The 19,534-nt window shown below is 42.6% G+C and carries 14 protein-coding genes and 1 pseudogene; 4 read left to right on the top strand and 11 right to left on the bottom strand.

Annotated elements, in window-relative coordinates:
• Positions 1-2 precede the first annotated feature (2 nt).
• The 4 genes from HNR77_RS06995 to HNR77_RS06980 form a co-directional block, all read right to left on the bottom strand.
• Positions 3-2,171 carry a KAP family P-loop NTPase fold protein gene (locus HNR77_RS06995; protein ID WP_184182056.1) on the bottom strand — a complete coding sequence of 723 codons (2,169 nt, stop codon included), beginning with the start codon at positions 2,169-2,171 and terminating at the stop codon, positions 3-5.
• 205 nt (positions 2,172-2,376) lie between these two features.
• Positions 2,377-3,645 (bottom strand): hypothetical protein, encoded by a 1,269-nt coding sequence (locus tag HNR77_RS06990; RefSeq protein ID WP_184182054.1) that lies wholly within the window; start codon positions 3,643-3,645, stop codon positions 2,377-2,379.
• 59 nt (positions 3,646-3,704) lie between these two features.
• Positions 3,705-4,688 (bottom strand): hypothetical protein, encoded by a 984-nt coding sequence (locus tag HNR77_RS06985; protein ID WP_184182052.1) that lies wholly within the window; start codon positions 4,686-4,688, stop codon positions 3,705-3,707.
• 48 nt (positions 4,689-4,736) lie between these two features.
• A complete protein-coding gene (locus HNR77_RS06980; protein ID WP_184182050.1) occupies positions 4,737-4,955 on the bottom strand; it encodes a DUF2188 domain-containing protein in 219 nt (72 codons plus the stop codon).
• A 212-nt stretch (positions 4,956-5,167) separates the two neighbouring features.
• Here HNR77_RS06980 and HNR77_RS06975 point away from each other — a divergent pair.
• Positions 5,168-5,569, top strand: a pseudogene (locus tag HNR77_RS06975) (sulfurtransferase); the annotation flags it as partial.
• Positions 5,570-5,650: 81 nt separating this feature from the next.
• Here HNR77_RS06975 and HNR77_RS06970 read toward each other — a convergent pair.
• Positions 5,651-6,025: a winged helix-turn-helix transcriptional regulator gene (locus HNR77_RS06970; RefSeq protein ID WP_184182048.1), complete on the bottom strand. Its 375-nt coding sequence runs from the start codon at positions 6,023-6,025 to the stop codon at positions 5,651-5,653.
• Positions 6,026-6,165: 140 nt separating this feature from the next.
• On the opposite strand from HNR77_RS06970, the gene HNR77_RS06965 reads away from it, so the two are divergent.
• Complete coding sequence (locus HNR77_RS06965) at positions 6,166-6,519, top strand: DoxX family protein (RefSeq protein ID WP_184182046.1); 354 nt, start codon at positions 6,166-6,168, stop codon at positions 6,517-6,519.
• 297 nt (positions 6,520-6,816) lie between these two features.
• Here the strand turns inward: HNR77_RS06965 and HNR77_RS06960 are convergent, their stop codons facing one another.
• Complete coding sequence (locus HNR77_RS06960) at positions 6,817-7,239, bottom strand: hypothetical protein (RefSeq protein ID WP_184182045.1); 423 nt, start codon at positions 7,237-7,239, stop codon at positions 6,817-6,819.
• Between the two features lie 433 nt (positions 7,240-7,672).
• Between HNR77_RS06960 and HNR77_RS06955 the strand changes: the two genes are divergently transcribed.
• Entirely contained in the window at positions 7,673-12,652 is a 4,980-nt protein-coding gene (locus HNR77_RS06955; RefSeq protein ID WP_184182044.1) for a discoidin domain-containing protein, read from the top strand.
• Between the two features lie 381 nt (positions 12,653-13,033).
• Positions 13,034-13,480 (top strand): OsmC family protein, encoded by a 447-nt coding sequence (locus HNR77_RS06950; protein ID WP_184182043.1) that lies wholly within the window; start codon positions 13,034-13,036, stop codon positions 13,478-13,480.
• A 114-nt stretch (positions 13,481-13,594) separates the two neighbouring features.
• On the opposite strand, the gene HNR77_RS06945 is transcribed toward HNR77_RS06950, so the two are convergent.
• The 5 genes from HNR77_RS06945 to HNR77_RS30205 form a co-directional block, all read right to left on the bottom strand.
• Positions 13,595-14,545, bottom strand: a complete 951-nt coding sequence (locus HNR77_RS06945) for a DUF5643 domain-containing protein (protein WP_221443733.1) — start codon at positions 14,543-14,545, stop codon at positions 13,595-13,597.
• Between the two features lie 17 nt (positions 14,546-14,562).
• Positions 14,563-15,789, bottom strand: a complete 1,227-nt coding sequence (locus tag HNR77_RS06940; protein ID WP_184182041.1) for a DUF4179 domain-containing protein — start codon at positions 15,787-15,789, stop codon at positions 14,563-14,565.
• Positions 15,776-16,327 carry a sigma-70 family RNA polymerase sigma factor gene (locus HNR77_RS06935; RefSeq protein WP_311768589.1) on the bottom strand — a complete coding sequence of 184 codons (552 nt, stop codon included), beginning with the start codon at positions 16,325-16,327 and terminating at the stop codon, positions 15,776-15,778. Before HNR77_RS06935 ends, HNR77_RS06940 begins: the two co-directional genes overlap by 14 nt.
• Before the next feature lie 368 nt (positions 16,328-16,695).
• On the bottom strand, positions 16,696-18,201 hold the full coding sequence (locus HNR77_RS06930; protein ID WP_184182040.1) for an acetamidase/formamidase family protein: 1,506 nt from the start codon (positions 18,199-18,201) through the stop codon (positions 16,696-16,698).
• A 681-nt stretch (positions 18,202-18,882) separates the two neighbouring features.
• Positions 18,883-19,534: exosporium glycoprotein BclB-related protein (locus HNR77_RS30205; RefSeq protein ID WP_311768588.1), on the bottom strand; the 652-nt coding region annotated here is incomplete at its 5' end.

Here is a 19,534-nt window from a genome sequence, read left to right as displayed (position 1 = left end):
TATCACAATTCCTCAATATTTTCTTGTTTTGTGTCTTCGTGAAATTGATCTGAATTTTTATGAAGCCATGAGAACTGTTTTGCGGTTCTTAGTTCTAAAGATGTCTCGTTAGCTCTTGGATACTCATCAACATCAGACAAACTATTGTAAACCTTATTGAGAGCCGTATTAATTAAATCAGTACTAATTACTTCTTTGACTGCTTTGTATTGATCGATTTCAAAATTTGCCTTAAACGACAAACCACTTTCAAGTCCCCAGCCAGTGGGTAAGTAACATAATAAAACTCGAATTGCATTATTAGGGTCATCATCTAACCAAGAAGTAATGCTCTCATTTAATTCCTTCACTTCACCATATCTATTCCATGTATACAAAAGGGAAGCTAAATTAGATTCAAATTCATTTATTAAGGAAGTTAGCCCTCCCTCAAAAACAGATATTCTGTAAGCAAGTTTCGTCCCAATTTGATCGATCTCTTGTACTTCAAAACCTTTTGAATCTGATCTATCATTCGTGTGTGTTTTAAACCAGCTCAAACACTCATATCCAAAAGTTATGGGTTCAGCAGTAAGCATCACTTTTTTTGCTAAACTTATTCTTTCATCTTTAGAGATTCGGGAAATAAGATCGCTAACTAACATTGCCGCATGTGAAAATGGCGTTAAGAAGCTAAATCCTTTTTCTGAATTCGGTATTAACTTTGCCGAAGAGGCCAATGCAAGTGCCATCACTCTGGAGCCTCTATCTGACATATTAATTGCATTTTGACTTATTTTAGAAATTACTGCTTCAGTATTTCTTGGATTCATTATTTTAATGAGTTCATTTTTCATATAATCTACATTCATCTGAGATGATTTATCAATAAATTCAATGATTAATTGATCTGACACATCATTAATCGGTATTGTATAAGAAAAATACCTAGCAATATAGGAACTGGAACATATCCGTTTGGATAATGCCCAAGAGTTATTCCAGTCGGTACCGAAGTGAGTGTTTCCATACACTGCTTGTAACCGAGGAAATAAATATTTTAATAATTCTTGAGCAGCTTCGATGTCGTCAACATTTAAACCCTCTAAGGCTTCGGAAATCAATAACTTAATTTTTTCAGAGTGTCTTTCTGAAGTATTACCCACCCTATCCCTAATTTCTTTAAGGAAGAGAGTTTGATTACTGCGAATTACATCGTATAATGTAGGATAACATATCCTAATCCCTTCAATTAACATAAGATCAACATAATTTACTTCGTCTTTTAATATCGGTATCGAAAATGTAAGAATATTGCTGTACAACTTCGCCTGCCTTGGCGTTTGTAATCTTTTTTCTAATCCCCATTTAAAATTACGCACAAAAATTTGTACATCCCTATCGGAAAGAATAACCTCCGCTTGCGATAAAGCTTCGTCTACTCCGTTAAAACAATATTTTCTTAAAGAATCGATATTTGTTTCAGGTAACTGTAAAGGTACTTGTATAATTTTTTCCAAAAACGCCTTTCCTGCTCCCAACTGTCCTGACCCAAATCGGTCTTGAAGTGCTGAAGCCACCATTTCATGATCGAAAGCGAGAACATACGCCGTATTTTTAAAATCTGCTGTAAGTTTAACTAAACGGAAAATCGCATGAATTTCACTTTTTTCTAACCTATCTATGTCATCGATGAGAATCACAACTCTACGCTCCTGCTCATCCAAAATCTTCTCGATTCTCTGGCGCAATTCTTCTATACCCGCATAGCCCAGCATATTTCCAATACTATCTACTACTTCACCTTGACCAACTGCTGCCCCAACCGGCTTAGCAAACCGCTTCAAAAAATCCCCGATTTTTTCAGTAGATGTTGACAATGATTGATCAACACATTTAGCTAAATCGAAGAAAAAACCTTTGAGTAATTGCTCCTCGTCACCAAACCTCCAAGGATTAAACTTCATGCACACTATGTGAGAATGATTGTTTAATTCATGATTAATAAAATTCAGTACTGACGTTTTACCTTCTCCCCACACGCCATCAATACCGATAACAATGCTACTCTTATCTTTACGTGTAGCAATTACCTGTGCGACACGCTGAGCAAAAGGCCATCTTCGGAATACATCATTATCTGGATGATCCACTGGAGCATCTGAGGAATAAGTTTGTTCTTGTTCTGACAAGTCCTTCACCTCTTTATTTTGTTTTATCCATATTGTGAATCTATTAAAATTAAGGAAATTCTGTTAGACGAATATATCATTAGGTAATCTCAATATTACAAATGCATTCTATTAATTATATTCCAAACTTTACACTATAGCCCTATCTCAGGATGGCCAATAGAATAAAAAATTCCCCGCATCATATAATACGGAGAAATCCAAATTATCTTGAAATGGCCGACAGCAAGTCCTCATACTTTCTTTGAGTAATACTATCAATATTTTCCCTATTTTTATCAAGTACATCCGCTCTTTTTCTTAAACTTTCTGGTGAAAAATAATAATTTAAATCAATCTTACATTTTTCTGATTCAAAGTATTCGACAGATCCTATTTTAGAAACTGTTAGAGGTCCAATATTTTCACTGTACAATACGGCTTTTGCATCGTACATGTTCAAAACTTCCTTTAAACCCCTATCGTGTGATAGGAAGAAAGGTAAAAAGAAACGCCCCTCCGTATCAAGTCTGAGAAAAAATTCCATAGCTCGAGGTGCTACGAAATCCCAAGCAATATTACTTAGTAACTCTGAGAGACCATCGATTTTACCGTTTCTCTGTATTTTATTAAATATTTTAAGGTTACTATTCTTCTTAAAATACTCATATGAGATTCTAATCTCTCTATCTAAATAAGCTCCTACAACTTCATTCATATAATCAAACAGTTCTACCAATTTATTTTTTGCACTTTTTCCACTTTTAAAATTAATTTCAAGCATACCAATCAAGAAAAGTTTCATTTGTTTCTGCAAAAATGAGAACTGATGAAAGAACTCCTTTCCTCCTTCACCACAAAATAAATTCTCGATTAGATAATCAGCTCGTTCAATTGCTTCACTTTTCGATATAGTGTATTTTATACCTTCGTTATTTTTAAAAGCATCACTATCAATACTCTTAAACAATTCGAGACTCACCAAATTGGCGTGCATGTCACTGTGGCCTTTTTTAAATTCATTTAAATCAAAAGCTTTATCAAAATCCACCAATTTTGAGTTCTCTAATATATAGAACCAATAATCATAGCGAAATTCTTCTCTTATTAAGAGAGCAATTGTGTTAAATTTAGTGTTATCTAAATCGGAGTAATCGGATTTGATAAACTGATGGATGTAACTCGCATAATTTGTGTCAACCATAATCGAATAATCCACCGGAAATTCCACATTTTCTTCAGAAGAAAACATTTCATTCAGTAATTGATCATCTGTAAAATAAAGATTCTCTGAATGAAAGTATGGAATAAAATCGGTATCTCCTGATTTCAAATATTTGATTAAATTGCTTGGGTATGCTCCCTTAGAATAATTATCTAATGCCACTATAGCTTTAAACCCACTCATATCAAACTCGGAATTTTTCCAAGTTGTTAAAATATCTCTCGGACTCTCAGATTTTGATAGGCCATACAATACTGTGTCAATTCCCACGGCTAAACTCCCCTTTTGAATGAACCAACTCTAAGCTACTATATTGTTTAAATTAGTTGTTATACGAATAAATCACGTATAGTATTGAATATTCTGTTCTTCCAATTTCCTCGATGCACAATTCTAATAAAATTCTTGTTTTGACTATGCAGTAGCTCAATTCTACTTAACTGACTTAAATCCTTCCAGTTTTCTTGAAAAATATACACAGCGTTACCATAACGCACATTTTCAAGAAGAACTAAATCATCTTTAAGCATGGCACCTATATATCGACTGAATTTACTCTCACCTACAATATACTGAAGAGGCTGTAAAGATTCAAAAAATCTAATTCTATCAGTAACAGTATCTATGATTTGTGTACTGGGATCTTTAAATTTCGAGATAAAATACTCAACATTTCGAGCAATGTTTTGGTCGCCTGGAGGAAGAAGCTCCCAGTTGACGTATAGAGTCTTCGTATAATCAGAGTCATTAGCATTTGATTCAAAAATGTCACAAATGCCAGTATTCTCTTGTAGCAGATTACAATGAAAAAGTAAATCATCTTCATAAGACTGATGCTTTCTGTCAATATGACGATCGAGACTAAACTTAAATGTTATAAATTTATCATCTTTTTCCAGTATATCAACCACAATACGTATCTCGGTTGGCAACCAATGTGTTCTTTTAAACACTTGGCGCGTCCACGACATATCATGCGATCCCTTGCTCCAATCACCAAAGTTAGGCACTTCCACTGAATAAGACTTGTTAACTTTTGGTAGATCCCGACGTATAATCGTTCTACCATTAACATTATAACCTGAATATCTTCCTGCTGATTGTAGGGGAAGAATTGGCGACACAACTCTTATTTCATCGTCAACCATAGTGATGCCCAAGTGTTGATACAAGTTACTCTGTACGTCTGAAAATAGAACCTTTTTTACGCCACTTACTGTTTGTATATCCGACTGCATTTCCTTTGATTTGATCTGAACATCTTCAGGGGTTTTAAAAAAATTTTTCTTCCAAGGACGTTTTATGTTAATCACTACCTTCTAATTAAATTTATATAAAGTGTTAAGATTTTATTGATTAATTCATCCTTTTGGTGGATAAGGATCATTACCATGACTATCCCGCGACTGTATCCTTCCATCTTTTCCGTGAATAAATAACTCCGTGCCCTGATTGCGGGATATTTGCCTAGCAATATCTTTGGCCTCTCTTTTGGTATCTGTAACCCGAGTAGCCTTGTCATTCCCTGCACCTTTAATTGCCCACTTATCGCCATGAGGCACAACATGTTGATTCGGCATAAGTCTCGACCCCTTTTTATTTGTTTTAACCAGAATATATTTCCAAGGAATATATTACAACATAAAAACTAAAATATCAACATATTGTGTTCGTATGCATGAGAACAATCATACATATTGATTTTTTTCAATAATTCAGTGTACGTTTTATATTCGGTCTCTCACCATTAAAACCAATATATTCAAATAGACATCTTAGTGTCATATCCTTCAACCTGCAGCCACAGATGCTGGCAAGTGTTACAGATGTGCAACAGGCATCAGCAAGCGGCAGCGCCGTGCTCATCGACTCCCGTGATGCCCGCCGTTATGCGGGGCTGGAGGAACCCATTGATGCCAAGGCCGGACATATTCCGGGAGCGGTGAACTATTTTTGGAAAGACGTGCTTGGTAAAGATGGTCGCTGGTCTGGTGTTGAAGCGTTGGAGGAGCGGTTCGTGAAGCTGGGGAAAGATGATGCGATTATTGTTTATTGCGGTTCCGGTGTCTCCGCCTGCCCGAACGTGATTGCGCTCGAAGAAGCGGGATTCTCGAATGTGAAGCTGTATTCCGGGAGCTGGAGCGACTGGATCAGTTATGAGGAGAATACGGTGGCGACGGGGGAAGAAGGTTAAACATTCAATTTGTATACATATAAAAAAGAAAAGCCCGCAATCTTTGCGGGCTTTTTTAGCGTGCACTTAGTACAGAAGCGTTTAGCGCAAGGATTCCATTTTCCGAATATCGGTTGGATTTGTCTCCGCTTCACCATACAATTTCTGCATATGCTGCACATGCCCAGCTCCCCAGTCACTCATGGTCTGGAGTACGGGTTTCATGAGTTTTCCGTACTCTGTAATCGAGTATTCGACTTTTGGCGGAATTTGCGGATACACCTCGCGATGCACAATATCGTGATACTCCAGTTCCTTCAACTGCTGAGTTAGCATTTTTTTTGATATATCGGGAATGTTTTTTTGTAATTCACTGAACCGCATTGTACCGTTGTTCAACAGGCGCAGAAGGATCAAAGATTTCCATTTGCCTGTGAGGATGTCCAGCGCAGTTCCGAATTTGCAATACACCGTCATTCTTATTCCTCACTTTCTGATCATGCTAAGGTTTACTTTTGGTTACCTGGTTAGGTTTAAGTGCCTACTTCCTGATTGGACTTTCTCACTTTAGTATAGAGGCAGACATCAAAATGGAACAAGTGAGGGAGAAAGAAAAGATGAATGTAACGTTATGGATCGTACAAATCATATTGGCGGCAGGCTTCGTATATTCGGGATGGATGAAAACCGTCCGTATCGAGTCATCCAAAAAGACATGGGCCTGGGTAAATGATATGCCGAGAATTCTAGTCATTCTGATCGGAATCGCAGAGCTCCTTGGAGCGCTGGGTCTGATTTTGCCGTGGACGATAAACATTGCGCCGGTACTTACACCGTTCGCTGCGATCGCATTGGCTGCGGTCGCACTGCTCGGAATGCTGTTTCATATTTGGAGAAAAGAGTACCGGGAGCTTAGCGTGAATATCTTTTTTATCGTTCTTGCGTTGATCGTAGCATTTGGAAGATTATAAAGGAACCAGAAGACCGGAGATGAATACTCGAATATAAAGTTGCATTCCGGGAGCTGGAGCAAATGGATTAGGTTATGAGAGGAATGCTGTTTCATATTCAGCAAAATGTACCAAGATTCCGCGAGCGTACTGAATTGGAGGCGGCTTTTCCAGCTCATTTTCATAACGGGCTGGAGAAGCCAGATATACGAAATTAAAGCTATATTTCATTAAATTAAAGCTGCATTTCATCAAGTTAGTGATTGAGTCTTCGTACCTTCGCCGTTTTGAAGAAATCAATTTAAATCCAAATTGATTTTATTCGATAAGTTGGCTATTTGGAGATGTCTCTGAAAAAATTAGTGAGCTTTCAATGAGATTTTTAATTTTTTTTCGTTGTTCTTCAATTACTGTGACCTCTTTTGAAAGTTCATTGAAAAAAGAATAATGACTTTTGACTCCCAACATTATTAAGTATGAAGCTCCTTCAGATCGGCTGTTTACATGTCCACTTGTAATTAAATCATCAATAATATTGATAACATCATCTGTAATACGAACGGAAACGACATTTTTTCTAATTTCTTTATTTAGATCATTTTTTTGAGCTAATAAACGCTGAGCTGCCTCTTCGGTAAGTAACTTCTTTTGTATAAGACCTTCAAGAATCGTTTCATCAATCGGAACTCCCATTTGCATTTTACGTTCAAGCTTTTCTTCCGTGGCTTTTTGAATATCCATTTTTTCACACTCCCTCATATCGACATTACATTATTACACGTAATTTATAAAGTCATTTGGTCGCGTTTCTCCCCCAAAAAGAGTGAAGTTCTTCGCAAGTTGATTCCTGTGATATTTGTTCCTACAGCACGAAAGAAAACATTCTTTCGCTATCGGACCGTAATCCCAATTCGGCATTTCATAGTTGCACACCACGCTTACCTCCTGTAGGACATATGTCTCCTTTTCTACGAAAACGATTAAAAAAGCTTTATAATCCACTGCAAATGTTCGATATACAACAAATGAACATCCGCATATCCCGTGTTTACATCCTGAAATCGATCTCAGAAATGTAGCACGGGAGAACAGAATAATACATATAACAGGTTGTTAGGAAACAGAGAAGGTTCTGTCTGGTGGTAAGGCAGGAACTAACAAAGGAGAAGAAGACATGAAGGGACGAACGAGTCACAAACGAAACAAACGCAGCATCTGCGTGAACTTGCTGTTATCCATGCTATTGCTGGTTAGCAGCTTGCCGCTATGGCCAAACAAGGCAGCGAACGCTGCAGCAGAAGGGTCATATCTCTTATCCCTGAACAGACCGGTGTATAGCTCCTCATCCCTTGGTGGAAATACAGCCGATCATGCCGTTGATGGAAACAAAGATACCCGATGGGAAAGTGTATGGCAGCAGGACCCTCAGTGGGTCTATGTTGACCTGGGCGCAGTAGCTTCCATCTCGAACATTTCGGTTCAGTGGGAAAATGCTTATGCATCCGCTTTCGACCTTGAAGTGTCGGATGACGAAGTTAACTGGGAGCAAGTATACTCCACAACGAAGGGTCAAGGCGGTTTGACGGAAGTAGAGGTTTCCGCCGATGCACGATATGTGCGTTTATTCAGTCATGAACGGGCACAGCAAGCCTATGGTGTTTCTCTGTACGCGTTCGATGTGTATGGAACGGGTGGAGCAAACCCTCCTCCAAAACCGGCTGCCGCCAACCTTGCTCTTGGTAAATCGGTCATGGCGTCATCGGAAGAGATTGACGAACCTAGCCGCTCCGCCGAAGACAAGGCCAAAATGCAGAAGCGCGATTATGAAGCGCGCAATGTGACGGATGGTGATCCAGGTACACGCTGGTCTTCCATATACAAGGATCAGGAATGGATTGTTGTGGACCTTGGCAGGCGTCAGGAAATCGGAGAAATTTCGCTGCAATGGGAAAATGCGTTTGGACGTGCTTACGACATTCAGGTATCCAACGACGCAAAGCAATGGACTACGCTGTATCGGGAGTTACACAGCAATGGTGGACGTGATGACATCCATGTATATTCAGAAGCCAGATATGTCAAGCTCGCAGGGCTTGGCCGAGGTACAACCAACGGATATTCACTGTATGCCTTTGATGTATATGAGTATATTCAAGGGGATGAAAAACCGGTCTACACCATTCCGACTATCCCAGATATGAGCTCAGTACAGGTTGGGGCTGGCAGTTATGCCATTAACGACATCACGATGCTGCAGCCGAAAAACCCGAAAAATCGCACAGCTGACATCACCGCCCCGATTCCATCCAATGACTGGTGGCAATCGATTCTCGTTTCGGATTTAGGAGATGGAAACAGTCTGGTCACACTGCCGTTCAAAAATCGATACACCAAGCAGGGGCTTCATATTTTGAATCCCGGTGCGGGATACCTATCTGCTGACGGCAACTCAATGGATGCCGATGGTGAAGCTGACCTTATCCTGACAACAAGCAATATGAATCCAGCCAAGGTCAATACCAAGGTCGCAGGATACGGGGATTATTCCGCAAACATCATTATGAGTGATGATGACACGGCGAAGGTCGATACAACCTTTGTCAAAGGCTCCCCTTTTCTGTACAACACGTTTGAGAACCCGGACACAATCCTGCTCCGTTCACCGAACATCACACGTCTCTTTGATGATCAAAACCGTGAGATTGTGCTGAAGGACGCGGAATCATGGACAGGTGATCATATCGGTATAGAAGTCACTAATCAGGACAGAGCCCCTTCGCCGCAAACCTTTACAAGAAACTACGGTCTTTATGCACCAGAAGGAACCACAGTTATAAAGCTTGGCAATACTCTTAAGATTAAGCTGGGATCAGATGAAAATTATTTATCGCTGGCTACCCTGCCGTCCGCGTCAGAATTAGCATACTATTATCAGCATGCCTATGCTTTTGTGACGGATACGAAGGTTGATTACAACTATAATGAGAGCACTTCTCAAGTTACAACGACCTTCAATTCCGTTACACAAACGAAGCGTGCCAACTTTTCCGCGAGCACATTAATGGCTTTGTTCCCGCACCAGTGGAAACTTGCATCAACTCCACTCACGGAGCTCACTTACCCTTCTATTCGCGGGCTGATGAAAGTGAGCGAAGGCAACAGCTTTACGACACAGGATCGTTTCTACGGCATTATTCCGCAATTTGTGGAGCCGGATGATCCGACATACTCACGCGCACAGTTAATCAGTTATCTGGATCAGCTTGATGCAGATACTTCAGGCAATGTAATGAGTGAGGATCCTTACTGGCAGGGGAAAAAACTTCATCCGCTTGCACTGGGTGTGCTCATTAGCGATCAGCTTGGGGATCTCGAACGTCGGGACCACTACCTGTCCCTGTTAAGAAGCATTTTGACCGACTGGTACACCTATTCACCGGATGAACGTCTGCACTCCTATTATTTTTATTACTCGGAGCAATGGGGAACGATCTTCCCTTATGGAAGCGGGTTCGGGGTCAATACCGGGCTGACGGATCATCATTTTACGTATGGCTATTACGTCTTTGCATCTGCGGTGCTGGCTATGTATGATCCAGCTTTTCTACAGGATTATGGCGATATGGTTGAACTGCTAATCCGGGATTATGCCAATCCTTCGCACACAGACGATCAATTCCCATGGATGCGTAATTTTGATCCTTATTCAGGTCATTCCTGGGCGGGCGGTTACGCCGACAATCGCAGCGGAAACAATCAGGAAGCTGCAGGTGAAGCTCTGTTCAGTTGGGTCGGACAATATATGTGGGGCGAAGTAACGGGGAACAAAGCCTATCGCGATGCAGGTATCTGGGGTTTTGTCACCGAGGAAAAAGCAGCCGAGCAATATTGGTTCAACTATGATGGGGACAACTGGCTGGAAGGATACAAACACGCTACCGTAGGGCATGTATACGGCAGTGCTTACCTGTATGGTACGTACTTCTCCAACGAGGCCGAGCATATTTACGGCATTCACTGGCTGCCGCCCGCAGAGTGGATGACCTATTATGGTCGTGATCCGAAGAATACCGCGGCACTATACAACGGTCTGATCAAGGATCTTGGTGGTCAGCAGGAGCACACATGGCAGCACATCATCTGGCCCTTCCAATCCATCGGGGACCCGCAGGCTGCTCTTGCGAAGTGGGATACGAAAGAAATGCAGCAAAACGAAGTCTTTAACGCCTACTGGTTCATGCATAGTATGGCATCTACAGGAACACGCACAATGGATATTTGGGCTGATTCTCCCGCGGCAACCGTATACGAAAAGGATGGCGTCTACACGGCACAAATCTGGAATCCATCAGATACCGCCAAAACGGTTCATTTTTATAATACAAGCGGAGCTTTGGGTTCAGCTACTGTCTATGCGAAGGCTCAAGTGAAGGTCAATCCATTGGAGCATACCGTAGTCGAGCAGCCGGATGCTTCACAAGGTATCACTTATCTGGATCGCAGCACATGGACGATTACCGCCTCTTCCAGTTCGGAAGCAGTGGAACGCATGATAGATGGAGATTTGGCTACCCGCTGGTCATCGGGACAAACACAACAGCCCGGAGACTGGCTCCATATTGATCTGGGCAACGAACAGATGATGGACACTCTTTTCATGAACTCCGGCAACAGCGGAGGTGATTATGCCCACGGGTATGAAGTTTACGTTTCGAAGGACGATGAGAATTGGAGCAAGCCAATTGCAAAGGGAACAGGCTCATCTCCGAGCTTGTCCGTCGATTTGGGGATGCAGACCGTGCGTTATATCAAAATTGTTTTGACTGCGCCCGCAGACAGTTGGTGGTCCATTTCAGAACTCAAGCTCGCCCGATTCGGAAAATTGGACCAAGCACCTGAACACCCAAATCCAGCTCCAGCCCCGCTGCCCGATCGGTCAACCTGGATCGTGACCGCTTCCTCTACTCAAGGAACGGATGTCACAGCTAACATGCTGGATGGAAAACAAGAGACACTATGGACGAACGGGCGAAAGCAAACCGGCGGACAGTGGCTCACGGTTGATCTTGGTCAAACGAGTGCTTTTGACGCGATAGAGCTGGACCCTGGGAACGCAAAGGATGACTATCCGCGGCAATATCGCATTTTCGTTTCCGATGACGGGCAAAACTGGGGAACCTCTATTGCCGGAGGTGAAGGAGCGTCAGGACGTCTCTCCATCACCTTCCCTGAGCAGCAGGCACGTTATGTGAAGATCATGCAGACGGGTGAATCCGATCAATGGTGGTCGGTCTCTGAGCTATTTGTTAATCACTATGGAACAGGAAAACAAAAACGTCTGCTGCCAAATGCATGGTCCGTCACAGCGTCTTCCGATGAGGAAGCGGCAACGACGATCCTGGACGGCTCGAACCAAACTCGCTGGACTTCCGGTAAGGCACAAACAGGCGGTGAGTGGCTTCAGCTGGATCTGGGCGATTCAGAGACAGTGAACCGGATTGTACTGGATAGTGCACACAACAGTGAGGATTATGCTCGTGGTTACGAAGTATACACCTCTCTGGATGGCATGGATTGGGGGAAAGCTGTGGCTGCGGGTGAAGGGAAACATGCCTTGCTCTTCATTGCATTCGCTCCTCATGAGGCCCGCTATATCAAAATCGTTCAGACCGGAACGGATTCTCACTGGTGGTCTGTAGCTGAAATCGCAGTTTATACTGCCGATCAGAAACCATGGGCACCCGGGGAACAGGATGATCTGTTGCCTACCGAACTGGATCGGACGTCTTGGACAGCTACAGCCTCCACGTCGGAAGACGTTGGTGCACTGCTGGATGATGATCTGAACTCACGCTGGACCTCTGCATCGGGACAACAAGCAGACCAGTGGATTCAGATCGATCTGGGAAGCATCCAGAATTTCAGCCGGTTAACGATGGACTCAGGCAGCAGCACCAATGACTATGCCCGTAGTTTTGCAATCTTTACTTCAACGGATGGTGAGCAATGGAATCCGGTCTCAGAAGCTTCGGGAACAGACCCTGTAATTTCAGTGATGTTCACGAACCAGAAGGCACGATATGTCAAAATTGCTTTGACTACGGACAACGCCGAGTGGTGGTGGTCTATTGCTGAGCTGAAGCTGTACCGATGATACACTGAATTAAAAATCATCAATCTTACGCAAAATTAAAAAATCATTAATCTAAGGATTTAAATATCGTTCATGTAACCACCTCTCTCCCTTGATTTTGCGGGACAGGGGTGGTTTTTGGTGATAACCTGCTTCTCATCTAATTAGCATTTATCTCGAATTAAATACTTATTTTCCAATCATGGATATGAACTGTAGCAAAACACACTGAATATCCGCCTAAGCAGCTTTAAAGACCAGTATAAGGTTTTTTGCGTTATTCCCGAGATCAACCTAATGGAAAATTGAGGATTGACAGAGCGAGCAGTTCAATTTAATATAACCATAGCGGAAAACTATGAATAAAATCAGTATTAATAAACCAACTAAAGGAGACTACAAATGGCTGCCCTCCAAACGTTTAAAGCTTCTGCTCATCTGCAAAACGGTGTTCAAGTGAAAGTAGCATCCCGAAACTTCGAGTTTATTATCGACGAGCCCAAAAGCTTGGGTGGAACCGATACCGGCATGAATCCGGTGGAAGCTTTACTGGCCTCGCTGGGAGCATGTCAGTCGATCGTAGCCAGGGTATATGCGCCTAAATTCGGGGTGAACCTCAATGATTTCTTTGTAGATGTAGAAGGCGATATTGACCTGGATGGCTTTTTCGACAAATCAGAGGTGCGTCCGGGCTATTCCGATATTCGGTATACATTCCGCATCAAAACAGATTCTCCTCCAGAGCAGGTTGAAGCATTTGTACAATTCCTGGAGAGCAAGTGCCCGGTTGGAGATACGTTGGCACATCCGGTTAATCTCAAGTTGGACAGAATTATCATCGAAAGTTAAGCAGCATATTAGATATAACAAAAGCCCGCGTTTTTCGCGGGCTTTTGGTCATAACCTGATAAACTCGGCTATAAACTTCGTTTGGCTTCCAAAGTTAATCTATCGTTATTAACTTTACTTTAACGGAACCTTCATTTCCAGTTTTTCAATGTAATTTTTAACGATCTCCCCATTAGCATCCAGCTTATACGCGCCACTTGTTTCACCAGGTACTTCCATCTCGGGATAAAACGGTTTGATGGTTATCGATTTAGCATCACCATGAATCGGAGTTAACACGATGTCGTTATATAGTGATTTTTCTTTATTGTTTACATCTGTACCAAATGCTGTCCACCAATCCAGCTGACGGCCGCTGTCATCCACAAACTCATACAGAATACGAGAAAGCTGCTCTGTTGTATCTCCCTTTCCAATCAGTTGAATACGAGTTGAAGTTGATGTAAGACTTATTTTACCAAGCTCAAGAGTTATGTTCCCAGCCTGTTTGGTCAAGCTGTCTGTTAGCACCACTGGTTTGTCTGCTGTCTTTTGCATTGGAAGTTCAACAATGTAAGGTTTATCCACCCCTGCAAGTTTTACCTTTAGTTTAAGCTGAAACTTCTCTGGAAAAGTGTAGCCTTTGCCGCCTAACCATGAAGGATCCGTAATTTTAACACGAACACTTTTAGAATGATCTCCAGGCCCCCACCCCAGGTTAGGCCTTTGCCCAAGAGTTTTTCCACCAAGCTCCATAATAGATTTTCCGTTAATATAAACGTCAATAGACTCAAGAGTCCCTTCATCCATAGGCTTGCTTTCATCTCCTGCACCGTTGTACACGAAGCTGTTCTTTAGTCCCTTGCCCGTCCGGTCGATCGAAATATCAATCAAGTTTCCGTCAAACACAGCTTTTTTCACCTCAAGCGTAATTCCACTCTGAGTCACTCGAACCGCGTCCGCTTTAATCGCATTCTTCCCTTTTTCTCCAGTAGCCTGAGCTGCCGCGGCATCAACCGTTGTTGCTTGGTATCCCCAAGCCCCGCCTCCAACTAACAATCCTGTTGCCAATGCTGTTACCGCCATAATTTTAGATGCGTTTTTCATGGTTTATCGTCTCCTCTAATCTCGTATAGTTTCTGTATTTCTGCTTGGTCCACCGGAACGGTGATCTCCAGCTCGTTGATATAATTTTTAATGACTTCCCCGCGCTCGTTTAGCTTGAAGCTTCCTGAAGAGGATGAAGGCTCCTCCATTTCAGGCAAAAAAGCTTTCAGTTTGATCAATGAAGGAGCCTTTGCCATACGTTCAAACAGCACATTATAACGAAGCTCTCCTGCGTAGCCGGTTTCATGCGCACCATATCCACCAATGAAACCCAGCACATTGCCCCTGTCATCCCACAGTTCAAACCATAGCCGATGCTGCCATTCCTGATCATCCGAATCAACACTTAACAACACTTGGGTTGTAATCGGTGTGAACTGGATTTCATTTAAGGTCAGCTTGTGGCCTCTCCATTCTCTCGACTTCTGAATGGTGGACATGACTTTGGCCTGTTGTTTACGTACTGGAAGTTCCATCACAAATGGCTCTTCAATCCCCTCCAGACCAATCTGAACTATCAGCGTAAATGCATCTGGAAGTGCTGATGTGAACTGCTGCGATGCGGAACGTGGTGTTAATTCATAAATGGCTGTATTTGGATCGGATGTGCGTTTTGCTTTAAGACCCATATTCCATCCATTGTCCTGCCGATCGATGGGACGTCCATCGATCTGCGCATCAAAGGAATGAATGGCTCCTTTAGGATATTTGGGCTTTGTTCCGTTTCCCGTAGAAATTTGGTCAAGAATACCGCCACTTCGTTTTTCTCCATCACGAGTAACTATCATGGATAGCCTTATGCCATCGTAGACAAGCTCTGGAATACGGAGAGTAATTCCATCATGGGTGGCGCTGGCTTCCACGACATCTGCAAGACCGCGCTCCTCCAAGGTTTGCAGGCCTAAGTCGTCGGCGGCCAGCTTAAACAGACTGCCGATGAGTGGAACACTTTGCAGTGATGCTGCTATGGCTGGTGATACAGCTGCACTGCCAATCAAGCTGCCTATGGCAACAATCATCACCGCTGCAGCTGTCAAAAGGAACCGGTAAACCGGGGACACAGAACGAACATACTTTTTACGGTGGTGACTGCGCTTTTGCATCGGGAGAGCCTCCAGTGCGGCATAGACCTCTTCCTGACGGTGGCGAATCATGTCGGGTACCTTCCCCGTATTCGCTTTACCCAATTCCCGCAGTTCCTGATCAAGATCACGTTGATTCAATCGCACTCTCCCCTTTCCAATTCATTTGTTTCGCAAGCACCCCGCGTGCTCTGTGTAATCGTGCTTTGACAGCACCTTCCGACATTTCCAGAACACTCGCTATTTGTTTGATCGGCAAATCCTGATAATAGAACAGATGAATAACCAAACGTAGCGACTCGTCCAGATTCTCTACAGCTTCCCTTAAATCTTGCTGCCGGCTGTTTACAAAATGTGTTAAATTTCCGCGTGTTTCAGTCTGCTCAGGCAGCTCCGCCATGACAACGGTTCGTTTGCGCATACGTAGCACCTGATTACATTCATTAATGAGAATGCGAATAAGCCATGTTTTAAAATAAGCTGTATTCCGTAAACCGGTTATGCCTTTATATGCTTTCAGTGTCGTTTCCTGAAGAGCATCCGCGCAATCCTCATCCCGTCCCACAATGGATTTTGCCAAACTGTACAGCTCGGGCTCCAGCCTCCGGAATAGCTGAATAAAAGCTTCACGATCCCCCTGCTGTGCTCTTTTGACTTCTTGCTCCATAGTTTGATGCACGAATTTCACTCCTTCTGAGGGCCCTCTATTAAATTAGATGGACAAGTACAGCAAAAGGTTATATGTAGGATAAAAATAAATTTACGTGATTCACTAAATGCTAAAAAACCGTTCATTCAGGCTTCTTTTTCGGATGTGGAGAAAATTTGTTTCCAGCAAACGCCTTTCTGTACGTAACCCATGGCAGTGCAAAGGTGGCTTTAGATGCTACTGAGCAATTATCTACTGCAATGTATGCAAATCTCCTAAATACGCATCATTCAACGACTTCCTCTTACCCATCGTAGACAGGTGGCAGCTTTTTTCGATTCATCATAACAAAAAACCGTGATGGACACCGGTCCACCACGGTTGAATAATGAAATCTATTATTGCTTTTTACTTAACGATACATTTGCCGTTAACGTCTTGTCGATCGTCGTCCAGTTTACATAAGCACCCAGTATTTCATTAATAACGGAAACCGGAACTACGGTTTCGCCATTTAAAATCTTTGGCACTTTACTATTGAACACTAGTTTATCGTTAATTGAATACACATCTGAACCAATTTGAGCACTTATATTTTTTGCGCCTAATTTGATTTGTGTTGTACGCGACTTATTATCCCACACTACTGTACCGCCCAATAGCTCCGAAATTGTTCGAATCGGTACGTAGAACTCATTGTTATGAACAACCGGTTTGATTAACGTACCACCTACATTCATTGCAACGTCAACATATTCAAGGAAATCGGTCTTTCGAATGAGTCCATGAACCCCTTTAGTTCGGTCTACCACCTGAGATACTTCATAATCCGTTGCGGCCGATAGGTACGCATAAGCTACACTTCTATCCATATCAAGCTTATCGGATAAGAATTGAATCGATTCACGTACTGATTCTTTCATCGCTTCATCCAAATCAGGGTCCAGTCCAACGGGAATCCAATAATCCTCTGTTTCAGCAAAGGGCTGCGTGAATTCTCCACGATGTGGTATTGATGGATCACCTTTCTTTAACACCGTTAACCGAACTGTCCCTCTTAAGGAAGCTTCCAATGCAGTTAACGCTACTTCTCCATCTCCTTGAGCAAAATGTGGATCTCCAGTATAGAATAACCCGCCTTTAACTTGAATCGGATAATAAATAGTTGAACCAACACCTAGCTCATTAATATCCATATTCCCTCCTGTTTCAATAGGCGGAATAGAACTCACAACTTCGCTGGTATTTGGTGCAACCCCCATAACACCTAGAAACGGGTTAATTGGAAAACGTACCTTCTTGCCAGCTTTTGTTGGTAATAAACCATACCAATTGCCGTTGATTTCTTCAATAGGCGTAAATATAGATACATTATTATATAATTCCGGTTTTGTTGCGCTAGCTCCCTCTCGCGGGCCTGTATTTTCTGGAAATTCGTTAGGAAGGGCACCTTTACCATGGCGGTTAGAAATGACACCATACGGAACTCGAGTTTGCAACGAAAGGACTTCTACTTTAAGAACATCTCCCGGCATCGCTCCCTCAACCGCTACTGGCCCAGTGATAATATGAGGTCCGTCTTTTACATAATCATGCTTAATCGCAGAAGCCGCAATTGCCTTCGCATCATCCAACACTCCATCGGGGGAGATGCCGAATTTGCCGAAGTACTCCACTGGATTTCTCCCTTGATCCTCGATCAGTCCCTCATGCGATACCGTATCAAATGTTACAGCGCTTCCTGATGGTACAGTAAGAATCGGAGAGCTGTCTCGATTAGGCAGTGATCCCCAGCGAATGTTCTCAATCGCAGACGTTACATAATAATCACCTTCTACCTTATCGATGGTTGTTGGTTGTAGCGGCATACTAAAGCCCACTGAAGGTAGAGCAAATGTAAACATACTTATAATCCCTACTGAAACCCCAAATTTCCTAATGGTTCGGTTAATACATATCACGCCCTTCTATGTTATGTAATATTTTCTAACACAAGTAGATAATAATATATAAATATATTTACAACAATATTTTATTGTTATAAAAAATAACATAATTAAGACGTATACCAAGAAAATCCTTATACAACTATAAATACATGTAAATATAATTAACATGTATAGAGCGTGTAAACTTAGATCCATTTAGTAAACTTGATGATCCTTCTTCAGAGATTTGAACAAACGAAATGAAGTGAGCTGGACCGACTGAATCAGTTATGAGAGGAATGCGTTTGCGACGAGGGTTGAATAGAACGCAAAAAGGAGTTCAGGTTACTCTAGCATCCTCCCCTGTCACACGAAATGAGATTTGGGTTGAGAAAGCTCAAGATACGTCAGGCCACAGCCTTTTTTCTGATTTTATGATATTACGGAATTTTCCCATTAACCATTATTTCCGCCACGAAGCATGGAATGAGAGCAGAAATGGAAAGTAAATGGGCTCAAATGCAGCAGGATTTAGATCATTGTCCAATCAGGCTGATCATGTCATCTCCCAAGGCTTGCTCCCACATAAACAGGACCTCTCGCTGTAATAACAAGAGGCCCTATTTATGTGGTGATTAAATATATCGCAAAATTTCGTTAAGTGATAGTAAGACCACCGCTTGCATATCCGGCAATGGTTGAAGTCACATCAATCCCGGCAGTCACTGATGCTGAGAAGACCATAAGCAGGCGGTCACCGGCAGCTACCGAAATACTCAAACCTGTGGTTAATCCACTGGAAATTGTGCCTAGTGACACAACGCCGGTCAACGCTGGAGTCAACGTTACAACTGCACCCGGTACAGCCGTAAAGGTATTATCAGGTGTCGTAGAACGGAATAATTGTCCTGTAATGGTTATTGTAGATCCGACTAAGCTAAGTCCAGCTGTCGTACTGAAATAAGCAACCAATGAAGTAATTGTCCCAGCACGCGATGCCGAGAAAGCAAAGTTAAGCAAGGTGCCCGGAGCTCCTGTGAGATCAATGATTCCTCCACTAACCGTTATTCCAGTCGCACTGTTGCCAAAACCAACCAAGCTGGAGGTATTCAACAGCCCCCCTAAAACTGTAGTCAACGAAACTGGAAGCCCTGATGCATAAGGAATAATTGCTCCAGAACCCGTGGCTCCTGCAGGACCGGTTGCTCCCGTCAGACCTGTCGCTCCCGTTGCACCGGTTGCACCTGCAAGACCTGTCGCTCCCGTTGCACCGGTTGCTCCCGTCAGACCTGTCGCTCCCGTTGCACCG

This window comes from Paenibacillus sp. JGP012 (assembly GCF_014203995.1).
GTDB classification, from domain to species: domain Bacteria; phylum Bacillota; class Bacilli; order Paenibacillales; family Paenibacillaceae; genus Paenibacillus; species Paenibacillus silvae.
The sequence above is the reverse complement of the archived record's forward strand: the minus strand, read 5'-3'. Positions and strand labels throughout refer to the sequence as shown.